General features: G+C 70.2%; 15 protein-coding genes and 3 pseudogenes. 4 read left to right on the forward strand and 14 right to left on the reverse strand.

Annotation, left to right across the window (positions count from 1 at the left end; translation table 11 throughout):
* Positions 1-90: 90 nt before the first annotated feature.
* The 8 genes and pseudogenes from ABZ267_RS08060 to ABZ267_RS08095 form a co-directional block, all read right to left on the reverse strand.
* A complete protein-coding gene (locus tag ABZ267_RS08060; protein ID WP_356750548.1) occupies positions 91-714 on the reverse strand; it encodes a hypothetical protein in 624 nt (207 codons plus the stop codon).
* 25 nt (positions 715-739) lie between these two features.
* Positions 740-919 (reverse strand): annotated as a pseudogene (locus ABZ267_RS08065) (transposase); the annotation flags it as partial.
* A gap of 27 nt (positions 920-946) precedes the next feature.
* Entirely contained in the window at positions 947-2392 is a 1446-nt protein-coding gene (locus ABZ267_RS08070; protein WP_356750550.1) for a hypothetical protein, read from the reverse strand.
* 219 nt (positions 2393-2611) lie between these two features.
* Positions 2612-3130 (reverse strand): AAA family ATPase, encoded by a 519-nt coding sequence (locus tag ABZ267_RS08075; RefSeq protein WP_356750552.1) that lies wholly within the window; start codon positions 3128-3130, stop codon positions 2612-2614.
* 186 nt (positions 3131-3316) lie between these two features.
* Positions 3317-4048 carry a carbonic anhydrase gene (locus tag ABZ267_RS08080; RefSeq protein ID WP_356750554.1) on the reverse strand — a complete coding sequence of 244 codons (732 nt, stop codon included), beginning with the start codon at positions 4046-4048 and terminating at the stop codon, positions 3317-3319.
* 296 nt (positions 4049-4344) lie between these two features.
* Positions 4345-5541 (reverse strand): glycoside hydrolase family 64 protein, encoded by a 1197-nt coding sequence (locus ABZ267_RS08085; protein ID WP_356750556.1) that lies wholly within the window; start codon positions 5539-5541, stop codon positions 4345-4347.
* A gap of 284 nt (positions 5542-5825) precedes the next feature.
* Positions 5826-7580, reverse strand: coding sequence for a ThuA domain-containing protein (locus ABZ267_RS08090; protein ID WP_356750558.1), 1755 nt, complete (start codon positions 7578-7580; stop codon positions 5826-5828).
* Positions 7577-10414 (reverse strand): PQQ-dependent sugar dehydrogenase, encoded by a 2838-nt coding sequence (locus ABZ267_RS08095; protein ID WP_356750560.1) that lies wholly within the window; start codon positions 10412-10414, stop codon positions 7577-7579. The genes ABZ267_RS08090 and ABZ267_RS08095 overlap by 4 nt, the downstream gene beginning before the upstream one ends.
* 552 nt (positions 10415-10966) lie before the next feature.
* Here ABZ267_RS08095 and ABZ267_RS08100 point away from each other — a divergent pair.
* On the forward strand, positions 10967-12229 hold the full coding sequence (locus ABZ267_RS08100; protein WP_356750562.1) for a family 16 glycosylhydrolase: 1263 nt from the start codon (positions 10967-10969) through the stop codon (positions 12227-12229).
* Between the two features lie 78 nt (positions 12230-12307).
* Here the strand turns inward: ABZ267_RS08100 and ABZ267_RS08105 are convergent, their stop codons facing one another.
* The 4 genes from ABZ267_RS08105 to ABZ267_RS08120 form a co-directional block, all read right to left on the reverse strand.
* Entirely contained in the window at positions 12308-13099 is a 792-nt protein-coding gene (locus tag ABZ267_RS08105; RefSeq protein ID WP_356750564.1) for an ABC transporter permease, read from the reverse strand.
* Complete coding sequence (locus ABZ267_RS08110) at positions 13096-14157, reverse strand: ATP-binding cassette domain-containing protein (RefSeq protein WP_356750566.1); 1062 nt, start codon at positions 14155-14157, stop codon at positions 13096-13098. The genes ABZ267_RS08105 and ABZ267_RS08110 overlap by 4 nt, the downstream gene beginning before the upstream one ends.
* Positions 14158-14239: 82 nt before the next feature.
* On the reverse strand, positions 14240-15082 hold the full coding sequence (locus ABZ267_RS08115) for a DUF4097 family beta strand repeat-containing protein (protein WP_356750568.1): 843 nt from the start codon (positions 15080-15082) through the stop codon (positions 14240-14242).
* A 97-nt stretch (positions 15083-15179) separates the two neighbouring features.
* Complete coding sequence (locus tag ABZ267_RS08120; protein WP_356750569.1) at positions 15180-15692, reverse strand: toxin-antitoxin system HicB family antitoxin; 513 nt, start codon at positions 15690-15692, stop codon at positions 15180-15182.
* Between the two features lie 278 nt (positions 15693-15970).
* Here ABZ267_RS08120 and ABZ267_RS08125 point away from each other — a divergent pair, with 278 nt between their 5' ends.
* Entirely contained in the window at positions 15971-16540 is a 570-nt protein-coding gene (locus ABZ267_RS08125) for a DoxX family protein (protein ID WP_356750571.1), read from the forward strand.
* Positions 16541-16628: 88 nt separating this feature from the next.
* On the opposite strand, the pseudogene ABZ267_RS08130 reads toward ABZ267_RS08125, so the two are convergent.
* A pseudogene (locus ABZ267_RS08130) lies at positions 16629-17225 on the reverse strand (helix-turn-helix transcriptional regulator); the annotation flags it as partial.
* Between the two features lie 2 nt (positions 17226-17227).
* Between ABZ267_RS08130 and ABZ267_RS08135 the strand changes: the two are divergent.
* Positions 17228-17470: pseudogene (locus ABZ267_RS08135) on the forward strand (NADPH-dependent oxidoreductase); the annotation flags it as partial.
* Between the two features lie 58 nt (positions 17471-17528).
* On the opposite strand, the gene ABZ267_RS08140 reads toward ABZ267_RS08135, so the two are convergent.
* Positions 17529-18020, reverse strand: coding sequence for an FBP domain-containing protein (locus ABZ267_RS08140; RefSeq protein ID WP_356750573.1), 492 nt, complete (start codon positions 18018-18020; stop codon positions 17529-17531).
* 81 nt (positions 18021-18101) lie between these two features.
* Between ABZ267_RS08140 and ABZ267_RS08145 the strand changes: the two genes are divergently transcribed.
* Entirely contained in the window at positions 18102-18674 is a 573-nt protein-coding gene (locus ABZ267_RS08145; protein ID WP_356750575.1) for a WHG domain-containing protein, read from the forward strand.
* Positions 18675-18699: the final 25 nt, after the last annotated feature.

An 18699-nucleotide genomic window follows, 5' to 3' on the forward strand; every position in this document is an offset into this window, starting at 1 on the left:
GTTGGAAAAGGCTCACTAACTGATCGTCTCGATATGAGCTGGTGGGGCGTTTAGCGCCGGGGTGCGCCGTAGGTGAGCAGCCATAAACGGTCACCGGCCGGCGGACGACCGTCCCAGCGCGGTCTGCGCGTCGACTGCCGCGAGCACAATGTCAGCCAGTTCTTCGGCGGACTGTCCGCCACCCGCGTCGATGCGAGCCAGGCCCAACCTGTCGATGGCCTCGATCATCAGTGCCTGGTAGCGCTCCGTGCGGGCCAGGAACTTGTCCATGAGGACCCGCTCCTCGTCTGCGGCTGCTTCGTAGGAGCCCGCAGCGTGAACGCGGGCGCGTACCAGGGAGTCGTCAGTGGTGAGCCATACGGCGGCGGCGTGCGGAACCTGTAGCCTCGCGACGCGGGCGGGCCAGAGTGCCGACCCCTCCAGGACCAGGCCCGGACTGCCGCGGTCGCTGGCCGCACGGGCCGTGATCAGCTCTTCGATGCGGGGCCAGAGCCGATCGTAGTGGTCGAACACAGACGTGATCAGCTCGTCCACCGTAAGTGATCCGTAGTGCTCAGCGACGTGCGCCGGCACCTCCCAGTCCAAGGTTCTCCAGGGTCGGCCTGGGTGCCGGGCCATCGCGTCAGTGCTCAGGTAATCGAACCCGATTTTTGCCGCCACCTCTTGGGCGGCGGTCGACTTCCCGACGTTTGACGTCCCGCCGATCAGAACCACTCGTACATCCCGCACATCGACGACCCTACTGATCCTTCTGGGGTGCCTGCAGTCGGCGGAGACAGATGATGCAGCAGGCCAGCTGCAGGAGACCGTGGTGGAGGTCGGCACGGCGTTCGTAGCGGAGCCGTAGGCGTTTGAACTGGTGGAGCCAGGCAAAGGTGCGCTCGACAACCCGCCGGGTCTTTCCCATGCCGGAGCCGTGAGCGACACGCCCGGATACCGCCCCACCTCATCCGGCCCCCACCGCCCCGTACACCGTCAACTCACCGTGAGACGCGAGAGCTGCGGGCAAGTCGACCGGGGCTCGGCGGAGCGTAGTGTCCAGGAAGGACAGCGAGGCGCCTGCGGTGAGCCGGTGGCCCTCCGTTCGGTCCAAGGAGCCGACCACTCCGGGTATCGGCGGCAGATAGAGCGGGGCGTCGGTGAAAGTGAGGTGCGCGGTGCCGGGGACGGTCAGGCGGTAGTTCGTCGCGGTGCCGGCCTCCAGTACGCGGGTGAGCCGGGGCAGGTAGTCAGGGTCGGTGCCCGGGCCGATCTCCTGGGTCAGCGCCAGTACCGGCCGGCCGAGTTGTCCCCCGGCCGGGCCGTGCGGGAAGCCGTCGAGGTCGATGACCGCGTCGAACCTGCGGTCCTGACGGGCCGCCTGCAGCGCGGCCGCACCTCCCATGGAGTGCCCGGCCGCCGCCACCCGGCCGGTGTCCAGGTGTCCGGCCAGCGTTCCGTCGCCGTCACCCCGGTCCAGACGTGTCAGCCGGGTGAGCACGCTGCGCAGGTCGGCGGCGCGGGCGCGGGTCCAGCCCTCCGCCAGTGCCGCGTCCTTGGCCTCGTCGCCGGTGGCCCTGACTCGCGTACGCAACGTCCGGCCGTCCTCAAGGACCACGGCAGCGGAATCGTAGGGATGATCGACGCCTGCCACCACGTAGCCGTGGCTGGCCAGTTCCTCCGCCCAGGCGGTGTTCTGCGTACGCGCACCTCCCAGGCCCGGCGAGAACAACACCACCGGGAAGCGCCCGCCCCTCCGGGACACAGGCGCGCCCGGCACCGCGTGGCTGCGGGCGCGCGGCAGGCCGTCGAGCAGGAATCCAGGCATTCCCGCGTAGTCGGCCAGCGCCCGGGACACCGTATGTGACTCGGCCTCGGTACGGCCGAGATACGGCATTCGCGGAGCATCCGAGGCACTCGGCTCGGCGGGATACCAGAGCTGCGTCACCAGGACGCGGCCCCCGTCGTCCCGGTCGGCTCCGACGGAGCTCGTGGACCACTCCATGACCTGGGTACCGACCGGGAAGCGTCCCGACGGCTCGGGAAACTCCGGCACGGGCAGGGCCCACGCGGATGCCGGACCCGCCGCGATCAGAGCCGCGCACACCACGGAACCCGGCAGGGCCACCCACCAGCGGGCCCGCCATGAAGCACGCCCGGTACGCCGCGAGAACAGCGGCGCGAGCGCGAACGGTCCCGCGACGACTCCCGCAGCCACCACCGGAACCATCTGCCAACGCAGCCCCACGACCACGAGCACCACCGCCGACCCCGCGAACAGGACTCCCCCGGCAAGCGCGGCCGCGTCCCGGAACCGGCCGGGTAGCCACCGGGCCAGCACAAGAACAGCGGCACCGAACACGGTGAGGGCTTCCGCAGCGGACACCGGCAACCCGGTCAACGTCGACGTCATAAGGTCATCGTCGCGGCGTACCACAGCCCGCCACATCAACCTGGCGTCGCGCTCCGGTACGACCTGAGGCGCATAGGACGGCACCGGACGTCAGCCTCTACGGGTACGCCGGCCGGCAGGCAGCGTCCCGCGACACACCGCGCCCGTCGGTACCCCTACAACAGCGGGATCGAACCCGACCCGGCCGCGTGAAGCCGCCGATACGCCTTCAGGACGCGATCACGCGACGTCCGCCGGCCGGTCACCGAGAAGGCCGAGCAGCACCGCGAGTGATGCGTCAGGGTACTGCCCCGCCGTGTCGAGGACGATCCGGTCCCGGTTCCACGGCTCGTACTCATGAGGGCGCACCCGCTCCCCATCGGGCAGCAGCAGACCAGGGATGTCGACCGTCCTCGTGGCAACGCGTTCCCGGTGCTCGTCCTCGTCCGAGCAGAGGACCTCCACCTTCACCACCGAAGCCCTCGCCTCCGCACCGGCCCCGCGCCAGCTGTCGCGTGTGACGGCCGAAGGACTGACCGACACCGCGATCACGGTGAGCCCTTGCCGGAGGTGATCCTCGGCCAGGGCGCATCCGACCACGTAGCCGACGGGCCCGACCGGGTGCTGGGCCAGGCCCGAGCGGACCGCGGCCTGTTCAATGGTGTCGATGCGCAGATGGACCGCGTTCAGGCGCGTGGCCAGGCGGCGGGCGAGCGTGGTCTTGCCGGTGCCGGGCAGGCCGCCCAGGACGATGAGCATGAGGTCATCCTGCCCGGACCGGGAAGGCTAGGGCCGTACGCCGTCGGATCGAGCACTCATCGGGCCCCGTTCATCCCTGGCTGCCGGCCCCTTCGGTCGAGCCACGGTTCCGCCGACCCGGTCCCGCCGCATCGCGTGTACGCCCACCAGCCTTCAACAGAGCCTGTAGCGAGGCGCGTTGAACGATCAGCTCACTCGGTGCACCAGTTGCGTACTCAGCTCATAACGCGCGCCTACGATCTCCAGCTCGCCGGCAGCCACCTTGGCCGCGAGGTCGGCCTCGGCCGCCAGACGGGAGCGGGTCAGTCGGACCTGTGCGCTCACCGTGGCGTCCACGCGCGCCTCGCCGTGCTGCGAGTGCACGATCGCCGGCTTGATCTGGTCGGCCACGTACTGGATGTGCGCGGGCAGGCGCTCTCCGGTCTCCTCCGCGTGCACCGCCGCCGCCACCGCACCGCACGACTGGTGTCCCAGGACCAGGACCAGCGGGATACCGAGTTCCAGTACGCCGTAGGCGATGCTCCCGAGCACTGCCTCGTCCAGGACTTCACCGGCCGAGCGGACGGTCATCAGGTCGCCGAGCCCCTGGTCGAAGACCAGCTCCGGCGGCACACGGGAGTCGATGCAGCCCAGTATCAAGGCGAAAGGCGACTGGCCGGACACCAGCGAGCGGCGGAGGGAGCGGGCCTCGTGAGGATGCTGCTGGTGGTACGTCCGCCATCGGCGGTTGCCCGCGGAGAGTGCGGCCAGCGCGGCCGCGGGTGTCGCGGGTCTCGTCGAACGCTCCGCCGGGGGCTTGGTCACGGCTCCAACGGGCGCGGCGCCGGCTACGAGAACGCCTCCGGCCGCGGTGGCGGCGGAGGCGCGGAGAAGGGTGCGGCGCGTTGGTGTCGCCGGTGTCTGAGTGTGTCGGGTCATCTTCACCAGCGGACGTTAACTCCCCTTCCGTCAGCGGACTTTGATGCTGGACGAGACTTGGCCGTGCCTTGAGCATCTCTTGGCCAGTTGCAGGCCGAGTACCGTCGACGTCCACCGACCGTCCCCGCCGAAGACCTGAGCGCCATGCTCGATCGTCGGCGGTTCCGGCGAGCCCGCCCGTGCACCGCGTACGCGACGTGCCGCGGATGGCTCCACGTCCGATGGTCGCCGTCCGCGAGCCGGCCCGGAGGCACGCGGACGGCGTAGTGATGCGTGGCCCGGAGGCAGGGACGTGGTCAGCTGAAGCGGTCCAGGGTGATCCGGGCCTCCTGCGGGTTGCCGTCGTGGACGAGCGATTCGTGGGCGCCCACGTCGTCGAAGGCGAAGCCGTACGCCTTGCCGTCCACCATCTGCGCGTGGATGGCGCGGGAGTAGTGGTTGGTCACGGCGTCCCTGTAGAAGTTCGCCGCGTTGTTGTCGGGGTGGTTCGTGCCGTTCAGCAGCGTGGAGCGGTTGAAGCCCGCGCACAGAGTGCGCGAGATCGGGCCCCGTACCAGATCGTTCGGAGCGTCCAAGTGCTTGTAGCAGCCGAAGATGCTGTCCGAGTCCGGCTTCTGGAACGAGGTCACGACCGCGCCCGCGCCGTTGGTGAAGTTCATGACGTTCCCGGAGACCCGGCCGTAGTACTTGGTGTTCGGCTCGTGCGCGAACGGGGTCACCGTCAGCGTGGAGCTGCTGTAGCGGCTCCAGGCCCGGGCGACGTAGTCGTTCAGGATGCCGGACGGCAGCGCGCCCGCGCCGACACCGTGGCCGGGAGACAGAGCGCGCAGGACCGTTCCGTCAGGCCTGGTCTGGATGAGGCCGGACCAGCCTCCGGGCTGGTTCCTGAGTGCGGTGAAGACCGCGTTGTAGCCGCCCGACTTGAGGCGGCCGGTGGTCTTGACGGCGCCGCCGGGGGCCTTGACGCCGACGGAGTACGGGGCGGAGAACATGTCGACCTGCGTGCTGTTGATCCACAGGCCGGCGTCGTTGAGCGTGTACTCGGTCCAGTTGAACAGGATGTTCCTGTTCGGGTCGCTCGGGTTCTGGACCGCCGGCTGGACGAGACCACCGGTGGTGACCTTGAAGACCAGCTTCTGGCCGTACGAGAAGTAGACCCGGCCGGAGAACTTCGGCATCCGGATCGTCATCGCCTGGCCACTGCGCGGCCCGGTGATCGACGCGTCCGGCGCCGGAGTGGGCGGGTTGCCTCCGGCCGGCCACGGGTGGAACGTTCCGTTCGCGTCGGCCCAGCCCTGACGGCCCGTCGAGAGCTCCGTTCCCAGGTTGTAGACGTAGACCTGGTCGCCGCGGCCCGAGTCGTTCGTGATGGTCAGCGGGATGGTCGCGGGCACCGCCGCCTCGGCGGGGGTCTGGCCGACGGCGGTGGTCAGGCCGGCGGCCAGCGCCAGCGCGGCGGTCAGTGAAGCGAGGCTTCTCCAGGGAACGGGCATGCTCGTCCTCCTCATCGGGTTGGATCCGTGGGTGGAACGGTGGGGTCCCAGGCGATTCTGAGAGCGCTCTCAGAATCCTGCCGGGATGAGGCGCTGTCAACGAGCTTGGCTCAACTCCTTTTACGTACAAGGGGGATGGGGGCCAGGCACGAGACCGGCCCCAGCACGCGAAGAACGGCGGCGGCGCGTTTCGGCGTGGCGCCCCGCCGCCGTCACCGGCCCCGTGTGGCGGCCGGTTCCGGGGTCACCGCCTCCCGCGGTGACCCCGGAGTCGAGAGGGTCGCTCAGCCCGGGAGCACCCACTTCTGGTTGGCGCCGGTGTGGCAGGTCCACAGGTGCAGCTTCGTGCCGTCCGCCGAGGAGACCCCCGAAGCGTCCAGGCACTTGCCGGAGGACGGGTTCTTCAACGTTCCGTCCGGCTGCGGCACCCACTTCTGCGCGCCCGTACCGTTGCACCCGTACAGCTGGATCCTCGTACCGTCCGCCGTACCGGCACCGCTCACGTCCAGGCACTTGCCCAGCGCCCGCAGCGTGTCGTCCGTACCGACCGTCCACCTCTGCGCGGCCGTCTGGTTGCACGTCCACAGCTGGATCTGCGTGCCGTCCGCGCTCGCTCCGCCGGCGGCCTCCGCGCACTTGCCGCCGATGCCGGTGACCGCGCCTTCCTTGGGGCCGGTCGTGCCTCCGAGCTCCTTGATGCGGATGTTGCGGAAGGACACGTCGTCGCCTTCGCCATGGTTCTGCAGGCCGATGTGGCCCTGCTGGAGGCTGCGGGCGGGGTCGGTGTTGGTGAAGTCGTTGATCTTGCGGCCGTTAAGGAAGAGCTGCAGGCGCTCGCCCTCGACCCGGATCTCGTACGTGTTCCACTCCCCCGGCGGGTTCAGGGCCGCGTCCCGGACCGCGAGGTCGGCGGACTTGAAGCCGTAGACGGCGCCGGTGGTGCGGTCGGGCGCGTCGGTGGCGTCGATCTGGATCTCGTAGCCGTTGTTGACCGCCGACCACGGGTCGTCGGAGGCCGGGAAGCCCACGAAGACACCGGAGTTGTCGTCACCGGCCTGGCGCCAGTCGAGCTTCAGCGAGTAGGACGTGTACTCCTTCGCCTGGTACCAGAACAGGCCGAGGCCGCCCCGGGAGGTCAGCGTGTGGTCGGCGTTGACGAAGGAGCCCGGCCCCGCCTGCTTCCAGCCCGCGGTGCCCGAGGTGCCGAACAAGGTGGTGTAGCCCGCCTCCGGGCGGCAGTCGGCCTCGGTCATCTCCGCGGCCCAGCGGATGCCGCCGAGCAGGTGCCGGCGGAAGGCGGGTTCGGCGTACGACTCCTCGGTGTGCCCGCCGCCGGTGTAGAAGGCGCGCCCGCCGCTGTAGTCCTTGCACCAGGCGATCGGATGGTCGCCGCCCATCGTGCCGCCGCTGTAGGTGGACTCGTCGAGCGAGGCCAGGACGTGGGCCGAACTGCGCGGGTTGGTGCGGTAGTCGTACCACTCGTCGGTCCGCTGCCAGGTCGGGCCGAGGTGCGCGGTGGCGTCGTGGGCGCGATCCTCCACCTTGACTGTGGCCGGCTGGATGTGCGGGTGGGACTTGAACAGAGCGCCGGCCAGACCGCCGTACCAGGACCAGTCGTACTCGGTGTCGGCCGCCGCGTGGATGCCGACGTAGCCGCCGCCCGCCTCGATGTACCCCTCGAAGGCGGTCTGCTGGGCGGCGTTGAGGATGTCGCCGGTGGTGGAGAGGAAGACGACGGCCTCGTAGCCGGAGAGATTCGCCGAGGTGAAGGCGGCGGCGTCCTCGGTCGCGGTGACGGTGAAGTTGTTGGCGGCGCCCAGCTGACGAAGCGCGGTGATCCCTTCGTCGATGGAGGAGTGGCGGAAGCCGGCCGTCTTGGAGAAGACCAGCACGTCGTACGCGGGGTCGGCGGCGGCCGCCACGCGGACGGGCGCCTCCTGGCTCGGTGCCGAGGCCGTGGAGACCGCCGCGGGCAGAGCGGCGGCGGCGAGCAGGCCGCAGGCGGCCCAGCTGACGAGACGGGTGAGTCGTCGGCTCATGACAGGCTCCACTTCTGGTTGGCGCCGGTGTGGCAGGTCCACAGATGGAGCTTCGTCCCGTCCGCCGAGGAGACCCCCGAAGCGTCCAGGCACTTGCCGGAGGACGGGTTCTTCAACGTTCCGTCGGCCTGGGCCACCCACTTCTGCGCGCCCGTGCCGTTGCACCCGTACAGCTGGATCTTCGTACCGTCCGCCGTACCGGCACCGCTCACGTCCAGGCACTTACCGAGTGCCCGCAGCGTGTCGTCCGCACCGGCCGTCCACTTCTGCGCGGCCGTCTGGTTGCACGTCCACAGCTGGATCTGCGTGCCGTCCGCGCTCGCTCCGCCGGCGGCCTCCGCGCACTTGCCGCCGATGCCCTTGAGGTCGCGGCCGGCCGGGGTGGTCTGGCCGGTGGTGAAGGTGAAGTCGTCCAGGTCGAAGAGCGAGCCGCTGCCGCCCTTGAAGACGAGGTAGAGCGTGGTGGTGGAGGCCGGACGGTCGGTCAGGTCGGCGCTCACGTCGCGGAAGGTGTCCCAGCCGCCGGTGACCGGGACCGCGGCCGAGCCGAGCAGCGTGCCGGTGGGTGAGCCGGCCCGTACCTCCAGCGTGCCTCCCGAACCGCCGGAGGAGACCCGGGCGGTCAGCTTGGTGGCGTTGCCGAGGAGGTACGGCGTGAAGGAGATCCAGTCGTTGTTGTCGATGTAACCGACGGTCTTGCCGCCGTTGGCCGAGGCCTTGTCGACGATCTGGACGCCGGCGGAGCCGCCGAAGTGCTCGGCCTGGCGCTTGCTGCCCTGGCTGATGTTCTGGTCGTGCGTGGTCAGAGCGGGCTGGCCGTTGGCTCCCTTGTCGGTGTACTCGGCGTCCCAGACGCCGAAGATGTTGGCGTTCGGGTCGTGCTCACCGTCGGCGATGGTCTGTACGGTGCCGGAGCAGCCGGTGGCCGAGGTCTGCGGGTGGCCGTGGCTGTCGTGGCCGATGATGAAGGTGACCTTCACCTTGGAGCAGTCGATCGTGCCGTCCTCGGGGTCGGTGACGGTGACCTTGAACGGGACGGCCGCGCCCGGGTCGATGACGGAGCCGTCGGCGGGCAGGTCGAGGGTGACGGTGGGTGCGGTGTTGCCGACGGTGATGACGACGGAGGCGGTGGCGGTGTTGCCGGTGCCGTCGGAGACGGTCAGCTCGGCGGTGTAGCGGCCGTTGGCGGTGTAGGTGTGGGAGGGGTTCGCGGCCGTGGAGGTGGACCCGTCGCCGAACTTCCAGGCGTACGTGAGCGGGTCGCCGTCGGGATCGGAGGTGCCGGCCGAGGAGAACGCGACCGCCAGCGGTGCCTGGCCCGAGGTGCGGTTGGCGGTGGCCCTGGCGAGCGGGGCGCGGCCTCCGGTGACGTACTCGATGCGGTAGACCGCGCTGTTGGCGTCCCCGTTGAAGTAGCCGGTGCCGTAGTCGAGGACGTACAGCGCGCCGTCCGGGCCGAAGGCCATGTCCATGACCTGGGTGCCCTGCCACGGGAAGGCGTTGATCGACTGTACGGTGCCGTCGGAGCCCTGCTCGATGCGCTTGATCCACTTGCGGCCGAACTCACCGGCGAAGTAGTCGCCGTCGAAGCTCTGCGGGAACTTGACCGGCGAGGTCGAGGCCGCGTCGTACCGGTAGACGGGCCCGCCCATCGGTGACTCGGAGCCGCCGCCGAACTCGGGGACGGAGCCTCCGTCGTACGGTATCCACGCGGGCTGGGCCGGCGGGAGGTCGGTCAGGCCGGTGTTGTTCGGCGAGGTGTTCTTCGGTGCGGCGCAGGAGAAGGTGGCGCCTGAGGTGGACGTGGCGAAGTTGTAGTCCACGTACGGGCTGTTGGTGCCGACGCAGTAGGGCCAGCCGTAGTTGCCGGCCTTGGTGATCCGGTTGAACTCGACCTGTCCGGCCGGTCCGCGTCCCGCGTTCGCCGTGCCCGCGTCGGGGCCGTAGTCGCCGAGGTAGACGGTGCCGGTGGGCTTGTCGACGCTCATCCGGAAGGGGTTGCGGAAGCCCATGGCGTAGATCTCCGGCCTGGTCCGCGCGGTTCCGGGCGCGAAGAGGTTGCCGGACGGGATGGTATAGCTGCCGTCGGCGGCGACCTTGATCCGCAGCACCTTGCCGCGCAGGTCGTTGGTGTTGCCGGAGGAGCGCTGCGCGTCGTACGCGGGGTTGCGGTTCGGGCGCTCGTCGATGGGCGTGTAGCCGTCGGAGGCGAACGGGTTGCTGTCGTCACCGGTGGACAGGTACAGGTTGCCCTGGGCGTCGAAGTCGATGTCACCGCCGACATGGCAGCAGAGGCCACGGCTCGCGGGGACGTCGAGGACCTTCTTCTCGCTGGCGGTGTCGAGCGTACCGTCGGTTCTGAGGACGAAGCGCGAGAGCCGGTTGACGCCGTCGAAGGGCGCGAAGTCGGCCGCGGATCCGTTGGCGGGCGCGTCGCCTGCCGGCGTGGTCAGCTTCGGCGCGTAGTAGAGGTAGACGAAGCGGTTGGTGGTGAACGCCGGGTCCACGCCGACGCCTTGGAGACCCTCTTCGTCGTGCGAGTAGACGTCCAGTTTCCCGGCGGTCTTCGTCGTGCCCGCGGCGTCGGTGAGGCGGAGTGTGCCGTCCCGTGAGGTGTGCAGGACGGATCGGTCGGGCAGCACCGCGAGCGTCATCGGCTCGCCGGTCTCGGCCACTCCCTTGGCGAGGGTGACCTGCTGGAACTCGTCGGCAGCGACGCTTGTCACGGGGTCGGGCGCCGCTGCGGCGGGTCTCTGCTGGACGGTGAGGGCACCCGCGGCGGCGAGCAAGGCGCAGGCCAGTGCCGCGACGGGTCGGGTGAGTCTCCTGTGCACGCGCGTCCTCCGTGTGGTGACGGGGTGAGGTCTGGAGCACAGGCGCGCGCCGTCGCGCCGGAGACCTGGGTGCTCCCAGGGGGAGGGAGGAGCGCTCAGGTCCTGTCGTTCGGTACAGAGCAGGAAGGTAATGGCTTTTTCGCGGACCAGAAAGCCCTTTGACGCAGTCGGCCACAACTTTCTCTACTGGCGGGACAAAGCGGCTGGTCGAGCTCTCCACCGAAGTGCGCGTACGGCGGTGGCGCGTCGGCTCTCGCGAGGCCGCGACGGCGGCCCGGTGGCCGCGCCCGTGCGCACCTGCCGCACCGTCATGTCAGCAGTGAGGTAAAGGAATTGGTCCAGACGAATGCCTTGACGGGCCTGCGGTGCGCTCCTTAAATCGTTATCGCCAACTGTTGAACACTGCCACCCCCGGCGATCCCCACATCACTTCACTTCGTGTCCGTTCAAGCCCGTCGGCACGGCCGTCGTACTGTCATGGACACGTCGCATCCTGCATCCGCTGGTCCCCGCATGACTCCGCACGCCCCCACGAAAGCGATGTGATGCCCCATGCGCACGTCCTGGCGCCACAGATCCCTCACCTGGCTGGCGGCGGCCGCCTGCCTCGGCCTCGCGTCCCTCACGCCGACCGCCGTGCAGGCCGCCCCGGCCCCAGCACCGACAGCCGGTGCCGTCGCTCCCGCCGCCGTGACCTTCGACGAGAACTTCGACGGCCCGGCCGGTTCCGGCGTCAACACCTCCAGGTGGCAGCTGGAGACCGGCGACAACGTCAACAACCACGAGCGGCAGTACTACACCTCGGGCACGAACAATGCCGCGCTCGACGGGCAGGGCAATCTCGTCATCACGGCGAAGAGGGAGAATCCGGCCAACTACAACTGCTGGTACGGGCGGTGCGAGTACACCTCGGCCCGTCTCAACACGGCCGGCAAGTTCACCGCGCAGTACGGGCGCGTCGAAGCCCGCATGAAGCTCCCGCGCGGCCAAGGCATCTGGCCCGCCTTCTGGATGCTCGGCAACAACATGGGCAACGTGGGCTGGCCGGCCGCCGGCGAGATCGACATCATGGAGAACGTCGGCTTCGAGCCCGGCACCGTGCACGGCACGCTCCACGGACCGGGCTACTCCGGCTCCGGCGGCATCGGCGCCGGCTACACCCTGCCGGGTGGCGCCGCCTTCGCGGACAACTTCCACACCTTCGCCATCGACTGGAGCCCCAACTCCATCAGGTGGTCGGTGAACGGGAACGTCTACCAGACCCGCACCCCGGCCGACCTCGGCGGCAGGGAGTGGGTCTTCAACAAGCCGTTCTTCATGATCCTGAACCTCGCGGTCGGCGGCTACTGGCCCGGTGACCCCGACAGCTCCACCCGGTTCCCGCAGCAACTCATCGTGGACTACGTGCGCGTGACCACCGACACGCCGCCGGCCGGCGCCAAGACCATCCGGGGCATCGGCGGAAAGTGCCTGGACGTGGCGGGCGCGTCCTCGGCCAACGGCGCCGCCGTGCAGCTCTACGACTGCAACGGCACGAACGCCCAGCAGTGGGACGTCCGTTCCGACGGCACGATCCGCGCCCTCGGCAAGTGCCTCGACGCCAAGGACGGATCCACCGCCAACGGCACTCTGGTCCAGCTGTGGGACTGCAACGGGACCGGTGCACAGCGCTGGGCCGTCTCCGCCGCCCGCGACATCGTCTCCATCCCGGCCGACAAGTGCCTGGACGCCATCGGCAGCTCCTCGGCCAACGGCACCCGCACTCAGCTGTGGACCTGCTCCGGCACCGCCAACCAGAAGTGGACCGTCGCATGATGAACGGCCGGCCCACCGCCTGGTGAGTCGGTGTGGCGCGGGCCGGGAAAATCTTCCCGGCCCGCGCCACCACCGCTGTCACCTCGGGTCGCGGTCGAACTTCGCGGCCGACCAGAAGTAGCCGAGCAGCGCGAGCCCCAGGCACCAGGCGAGGGCCAGCCACCCGTGGTGGCCGATCTCGCTGCCGAGCAGCAGGCCCCGCAGGGTCTCGATGGCCGGCGTGAACGGCTGGTACTCGGCGATCGGCCGGAACCAGCCGGGCATGGAGCCGACCGGGGTGAAGGCGCTGGAGAGGAGCGGCAGCAGGATCAGCGGCATCGCGTTGTTGCTCGCGGCCTCGGCGTTCGGGCTGACCAGTCCCATGCCGACCGCGATCCAGGTGAGCGCGGTGGCGAAGAGGACGAGCAGTCCGAACGCCGCCAACCACTCCACGGCGGTCGCGTCGGTGGAGCGGAAGCCGATGGCGAAGGCGACGACGCCCACGAGGACCACGCTGAGGACCGATTGCAGCACGCTGCCGACGACATGGCCGATCAGCACCGAGGGCCGGTGGATCGCCATCGTACGGAAGCGGGCGATGATGCCCTCGGTCATGTCGTTCGAGACGGAGACGGCGGTGCCGACCACGGTGCTGCCGATCGTCATCAGCAGCAGACCCGGGACGACGTACGCGATGTACGCGGAGCGGTCCGGGCCGCCGCCGCCGATGACCGAGCTCATCGCGTCGCCGAAGATGTAGACGAAGAGCAACAGCAGCACGATCGGCGTGAGCAGCAGGTTCAGGGTGAGGGACGGGTAGCGCCGCGCGTGCAGGAGGTTGCGGCGGAGCATCGTGGACGAGTCGCGTACGGCGAGAGTGAGAGAGCTCATCGGGCGGTCTCCTGAGGCTGGTCGGTCCGGTCGGTGTGCTCGATCCGGTCGGTTCGCTCGATCCGGTCCGTCACGTCGGTCTCATCCGTCACGGTGGCGCCGGTCAAGGCGAAGAACACGTCGTCGAGGTCGGGCGTGTGTACGGTCAGTTCGTCCGCCTCGGCACCGGCCGACTCCAGTCGGCCGAGGACGGCGCGCAGCTCGCGCTGGCTGCCGTCGCTGGGGATCCGCAGGACGAGCGCGTCGTCGTCCCGGCTGACCTCGGTGAGCGCGGCGGCCGCCGCCTCGTACGCGGCGGGGTCGAGGAAGCGCAGTCGCACATGTCCGCCGGGGATGAGCCGTTTCAGCTCGTCCGCGGTGCCTTCGGCGACGATCCTGCCGTCGTCGAGCACGGCGATACGGTCGGCGAGCTGGTCGGCCTCCTCCAGGTACTGGGTCGTGAGGAAGACGGTGGTGCCTCCCGCCACGAGGTCGCGGACGATCTGCCACAGCGTGCGGCGGGAGCGCGGGTCGAGGCCGGTGGTCGGCTCGTCGAGGAAGATGATCCTCGGGTCGCCGACGAGGGTCATGGCGATGTCAAGACGGCGTTTCATCCCGCCGGAGTAGCTCTGCGCGGGCTTCTTCGCGGCGTCGGTGAGGCCGAGCCGCTCCAGCAGCTCCGCGGCGACCCGCCGGCCCTCGCGTCGGGACAGGTGGTGCAGGTCCGCCATGAGGAGCATGTTCTCCTCGCCGGTGATCAGCCCGTCGACGGCGGAGAACTGCCCGGTGACGCCGATCGCGGCCCGTACGCCGTCCGGAGCCGTGGCGAGGTCGTGACCCGCGACCTGGGCCTCTCCCCCGTCGGCGGTGATGAGCGTGGAGAGGATCTTGACGACGGTGGTCTTGCCGGCGCCGTTCGGCCCGAGCAGCGCGAACACCGATCCGGCCGGGATGTGCAGATCGATGCCGTCGAGGACGGTGTGGTCGCCGTACGCCTTGCGCAGACCGACGGCGGAGACCGCGGCCGGCCGCGTGTGACCGGTGGCTGGAGTGGACGCGGACATGACAGACATGGACATGGGGCCCTCCCTTGTGAAGGCGGATGAAGTCGGACGTGGCGGCCCGGAGAGGACCGGTGAGTGCGGGGTGCTTCCTGCGGGGTCAGGGCTTGGCGCGGCGGATGTCGATGTTGCCGTGCCGGGTACGGGCGCGGATCTTGACGGTGTCCTCGCCCTCCTCCGGGACCTTCGAGGCGGTCAGCGCGTTGCGGACCTGGCCGGAGCCCGAGCTGACGTCGAGCCAGGCGGCGGTGGACTCGCGGACGCCGACCTCGATGGCACCGTAGGAGGTCTCCAACTGGACGTTTCCTCGGGCCACTTCGGCGACACGCAGAGTGCCGTGTGCGGTGGTGGCGGTGACCGAGCCCTCGGCGCGCGCGATGAGGATGTCGCCGTTGGCGCCGCTCACGCGCAGGTCACCGCCTGCCGCCTCGACGCTGGTGGTGCCGTGGGAGTTCTTGAGGACGGCGGGGCCGTCCACGAGGCCGACGCGCACGCTGCCGGAGCTGGTGGCGATCTCGGCCGGGCCGTCGACCCGGTCCACGGTGATCGAGCCGTGCGACGCGGTCAGCCTCAGCGGGCCGGTCGCGTCGAGGCGTACGTCGCCGGACGAGGTCTTCACGCCGACCTCGCCGAGCCGTCCCTCGCCGAGCACCTGGAGCCAGGCGCCGGTCACCTCGACGCGTGAGCCTTCGGGCAGTTCGACCGTCACGTCCACGGTGCCGATGCGGCCGAGCAGTCCGGGCTTGGGCGTCCGCACGGCGAGTGCGCCGCCCGCGTACGTGACCCCGGTCTGACCGGCCGTCCGCACGTCCTGGTCCCGCTGCGGGTCCCGGGGCCGTACGTCGACGACGGTACGGGCGCCGTCGCCCGCGGTGAACTGGATGGAGCCGGCCTCCACATGCGCGGTGACCGAGATAGGTTCGATGGTGTCGAAAGAAGGCATGGCTGTTCCGTCCTCGTGGGTCTTGGAGACGTCCCGGCCGACGGGACGTGGTGAAGGTGAAGTGGTACGGAGCGGAGTGGTACGGGCCCGGAGGCCGCTAGCGCACCCAGCCCGTGAAGCTCTGCCCGACGGTCCGGGTCCTCTCCGTCGTACGCGACCGGGCTCCGCCGTCGACCGCGGCCGACACCGCCCGCACCAGCCACGCGTTGACCGACAGTCCCTCGCCGGCTGCGGCCTCCTCGGCACGGGCCTTGAGGTGGGCCGGCAGGCGCAGATTGACCCGGGCGGCGGCGCCCTCGTCGCCGTCGGCCAAAGCCTTGAGCGGCTCGGCGGGTCCGGCCGGTTCCGTGCCGGGTCCGTCGCCGGTCTGCGGCAGCGTCACCACGAAGTCGGGGTCGAGTCCGCGCAGCCGTACGTCCACCGAACCGGGAGCGAGTTCGCGTGTGACCTCGTCCATCGCGGCGGAGAGCACATGAAGCATGGTCAGTCGGGTCGCCGACTCCAGCGGGGCGGTGAGCCTCTCCGCCAGCGCGCGGGCTTCATCGCCACCGGCTTCGGCGGCCACCGCGAGTTCGCGGCGGAGGGAGTCGACGTACGGGGTGAGGTCCATGACGCCATAATGGCACCACAGTGGCGCCACGCGCAAGCATTTATGGCACTCATGGGGAGCGATGGCGACGCACAATCGCTTGAACTGGGAAAACAGCGGCAAGGAGACTCCGCGATCCGGCCGCGGCCGACGTTCTCGTACGTCCTGAGGGATGCCGGATGGCACCACATGGCACCAAGTGGCAGCACAGTGAACCGCACCCTTCCACACTGCCGCCGAACGACGGACGACAAGCCCGCAAGCGTGTGCTTCTCCGCGTGGCGGGGCAGCCGACCGTCATGACTGTTCTGCGCAGAGTCGCCCGGCCCCTCCTGGCCTCGATGTTCGTCAGCGGCGGATACAACGCGGTGCGCGATCCCGCGCCCCTGGTTCCGGTCGCCGAACCCGTGACCGATCGCGTCACTCCGGCCATCGCCCGGCCAACGTCCCTGTTGCCGGAAGACCCCGAGAGCCTCGTCCGCCTCAACGGCGCCGTCCAGCTCGGCGCCGGCCTCCTGCTCGCACTGGGACGGGCACCGCGCCTGGCCTCGGCCGCCCTCGCCGTGACCCTCGTGCCGACGACCCTGGCCGCCCACCGGTACTGGACGATCGAGGACCCGGAGAAGCGCGCGGCCCAGCGGATCCACTTCTTCAAGAACGCGTCCCTGCTCGGCGGACTCCTCATCGCCGCCGCCGACACCCATGGCAAGCCCTCGCTCGCCTATCGCACCCGCCACGTCGCCGGCCATGCCTCCGACGCCGTCAGCCACCAGGCGCATGCCGCCGCCGGCCGGGTCGGCGATGTGACGGGCAGCGCCGCGGCGGGCGTCACGGACGCCGTCGGAGCGGTCCGCAAGCATCTGCCCTGACCCCGGCTCCCGTAGGCACCGCGTTTCCGGCGGGCCGCGAGAAGGCTCAGACAGCTCGCAGCCGGCCGGAGGAGCGTCCGACGAGTCCGGGGAGTTCGAGGGTCTCGCGGATCAGTTCCAGTCCGCAGCCGGACGGATGGTGGACCCGCCACGGCCCACGCCGTGGCACCACGTGCCGGTTCAGTCTGCGGGCGAACTCGGGGCCCGCGGCGGGCGCGAGCTCCGCGGTGAACCACTCGAAGTTCGCCGGCGAAGGACCGCACCATAGTTCGAAGGCCCGTTCGTCCGCGACCTCGTCCCAGTCGGCGAAGAACGTACGGGCCCGGGGGTCGGTGAACACGTAACGGGTGAGGTTCGGCGTGGGAGCTTCGAGCAGGCCGGCGCCTCGCGCCGCCTCGAAGCCGCCGGTCCGCGCGAGGACGTCACCCAGCCGGTTGGTCACCATGGCGATCCCCGGCTCCAGGAGGGCGAGGGTCCGCAGGACGGCGGGACGGACATCGCGACGCGGCGGTGCCGACCCCGTCCGCGAGACGCATTCGCCGCCGGTGATCTTCGACAGGTAGCGCAGGTGATCGCGCTCCGGCGGGTCCAGGGCGAGTGCGTCGGCGAGGGCGTTCACCACGGCGACCGACGGGTTGCGGTCGCGGCCCTGCTCCAGGCGGGTCAGGTACTCGACACTGACGCCCGGTCAGCTACGGCGGCGCGGCGGGCGGCCGCCACGCGGTCCTGCACCTGGAGAACGTCCTCACCGAGTTGTACGCGGTGACCATCCGCGAAGGCCTCGCCTTCACGAACTACTTCACCGCCTGGGAGGACGGCCGCCCCCTCACGCCCGAGGTCACCGGCTACGCCAAGGCGCTGCCGGACCAGCTGGAGTGGTGGGCGACCGTGCTCCGCTCGGCACGCCGCGCGGATCCCTTCCCCGCCTGACCCAGGCCACCGTGCCCGGCGTGGCGGACCCGTCCGCGCCGGGCCGGCGGCCGTGGCGTCACGCGGTCACCTTGGCGATGAAGGCGGCGAGGTTCGCCATGGTCCGCTGGATCTTCTCCTCCAGGGTGAGCGACTCATGGAGCCGCGAGCCGGCACCGGCGTCCTTCTTCCCGCGTACGTAGAGCGAGCAGGCGAGGTCGCTGCACATGTAGGCGCCGACCGAGTTGCCCTGCTGGCCGGCCTTGCCGGACCTCGGGGCCACCAGCAGGGAGACACCTCCGGTGTGGACGGTCACGCACAGCGAGCACATGCTGCGGCGGGTCTGCCAGGAGCCGGCGTCCGAGGAGCGCAGCTGGACCCCGACCGGGCGGTCGTCCCAGGCGGCCACGAGGTAGGCGCGGTCGGGGGCCTGTGGGTCGCGCCAGCCCAGGAAGTCCAGGTCGTCCCAGGGCTGTTCGGCCAGGTCACGGGGGATGTTGAGGCGCTTGGCCTCGCCTTTGGTGCAGTTCACGAACGCGGTGCGGATCTCTTGCTCGGTCAGCGGCTTCATAACAGCCACGCTAATTTGCCTAAATCTCTTAGGCAAACGTATATTTCCTTAGGCAATCACGAGGAAGTGTTCGGAGGTGGCATGGCGAAGGCAGGACCGGCCGCGGAGCGCGTGGTGCGGGCTGGGGCCGAGCTGGCGGACGAGATCGGCTTCGAACAGGCGACCCCTTCCGAACTGGCCCGTCGGCTGGGCGTCAGGACCGCGAGCCTGTATTCGCACGTCAAGAACGCTCACGACCTCAAGACGAAGATCGCGCTGCTCGCCCTGGAGGAGCTCGCCGACCGGGCCTCCGCCGCTCTCGCGGGCCGGGCCGGCAAGGACGCGCTCACCGCCTTCGCCGACGCGTACCGCGACTACGCCGTCCAGCACCCGGGCCGCTTCGCCGCAGCCGGGTTCCGGCTCGACGCGGAGACTGCCGCCGCCAGCGCCGGCGTACGGCATTCGCAGATGATGCGGGCCATCCTGCGCGGCTACGACCTGGACGAGGCGCAGCAGACGCATGCCGTACGGCTGCTGGGCAGCGTCTTCAGCGGGTACGTCGGCCTGGAGGCGGCCGGCGGCTTCAGCCACAGCGCACCCGCCTCCCAGGAGAGCTGGACCGAGATCCTGGGCGCGCTCGACGCCCTGCTGCGTAACTGGCCCACCCCTTCCTGACCTCAGCGTCCCCGGCCCTCCTCTC

The sequence above is a fragment of the Streptomyces sp. NPDC006174 genome (genome assembly GCF_040614075.1).
Taxonomy (GTDB): Bacteria; Actinomycetota; Actinomycetes; order Streptomycetales; family Streptomycetaceae; genus Streptomyces.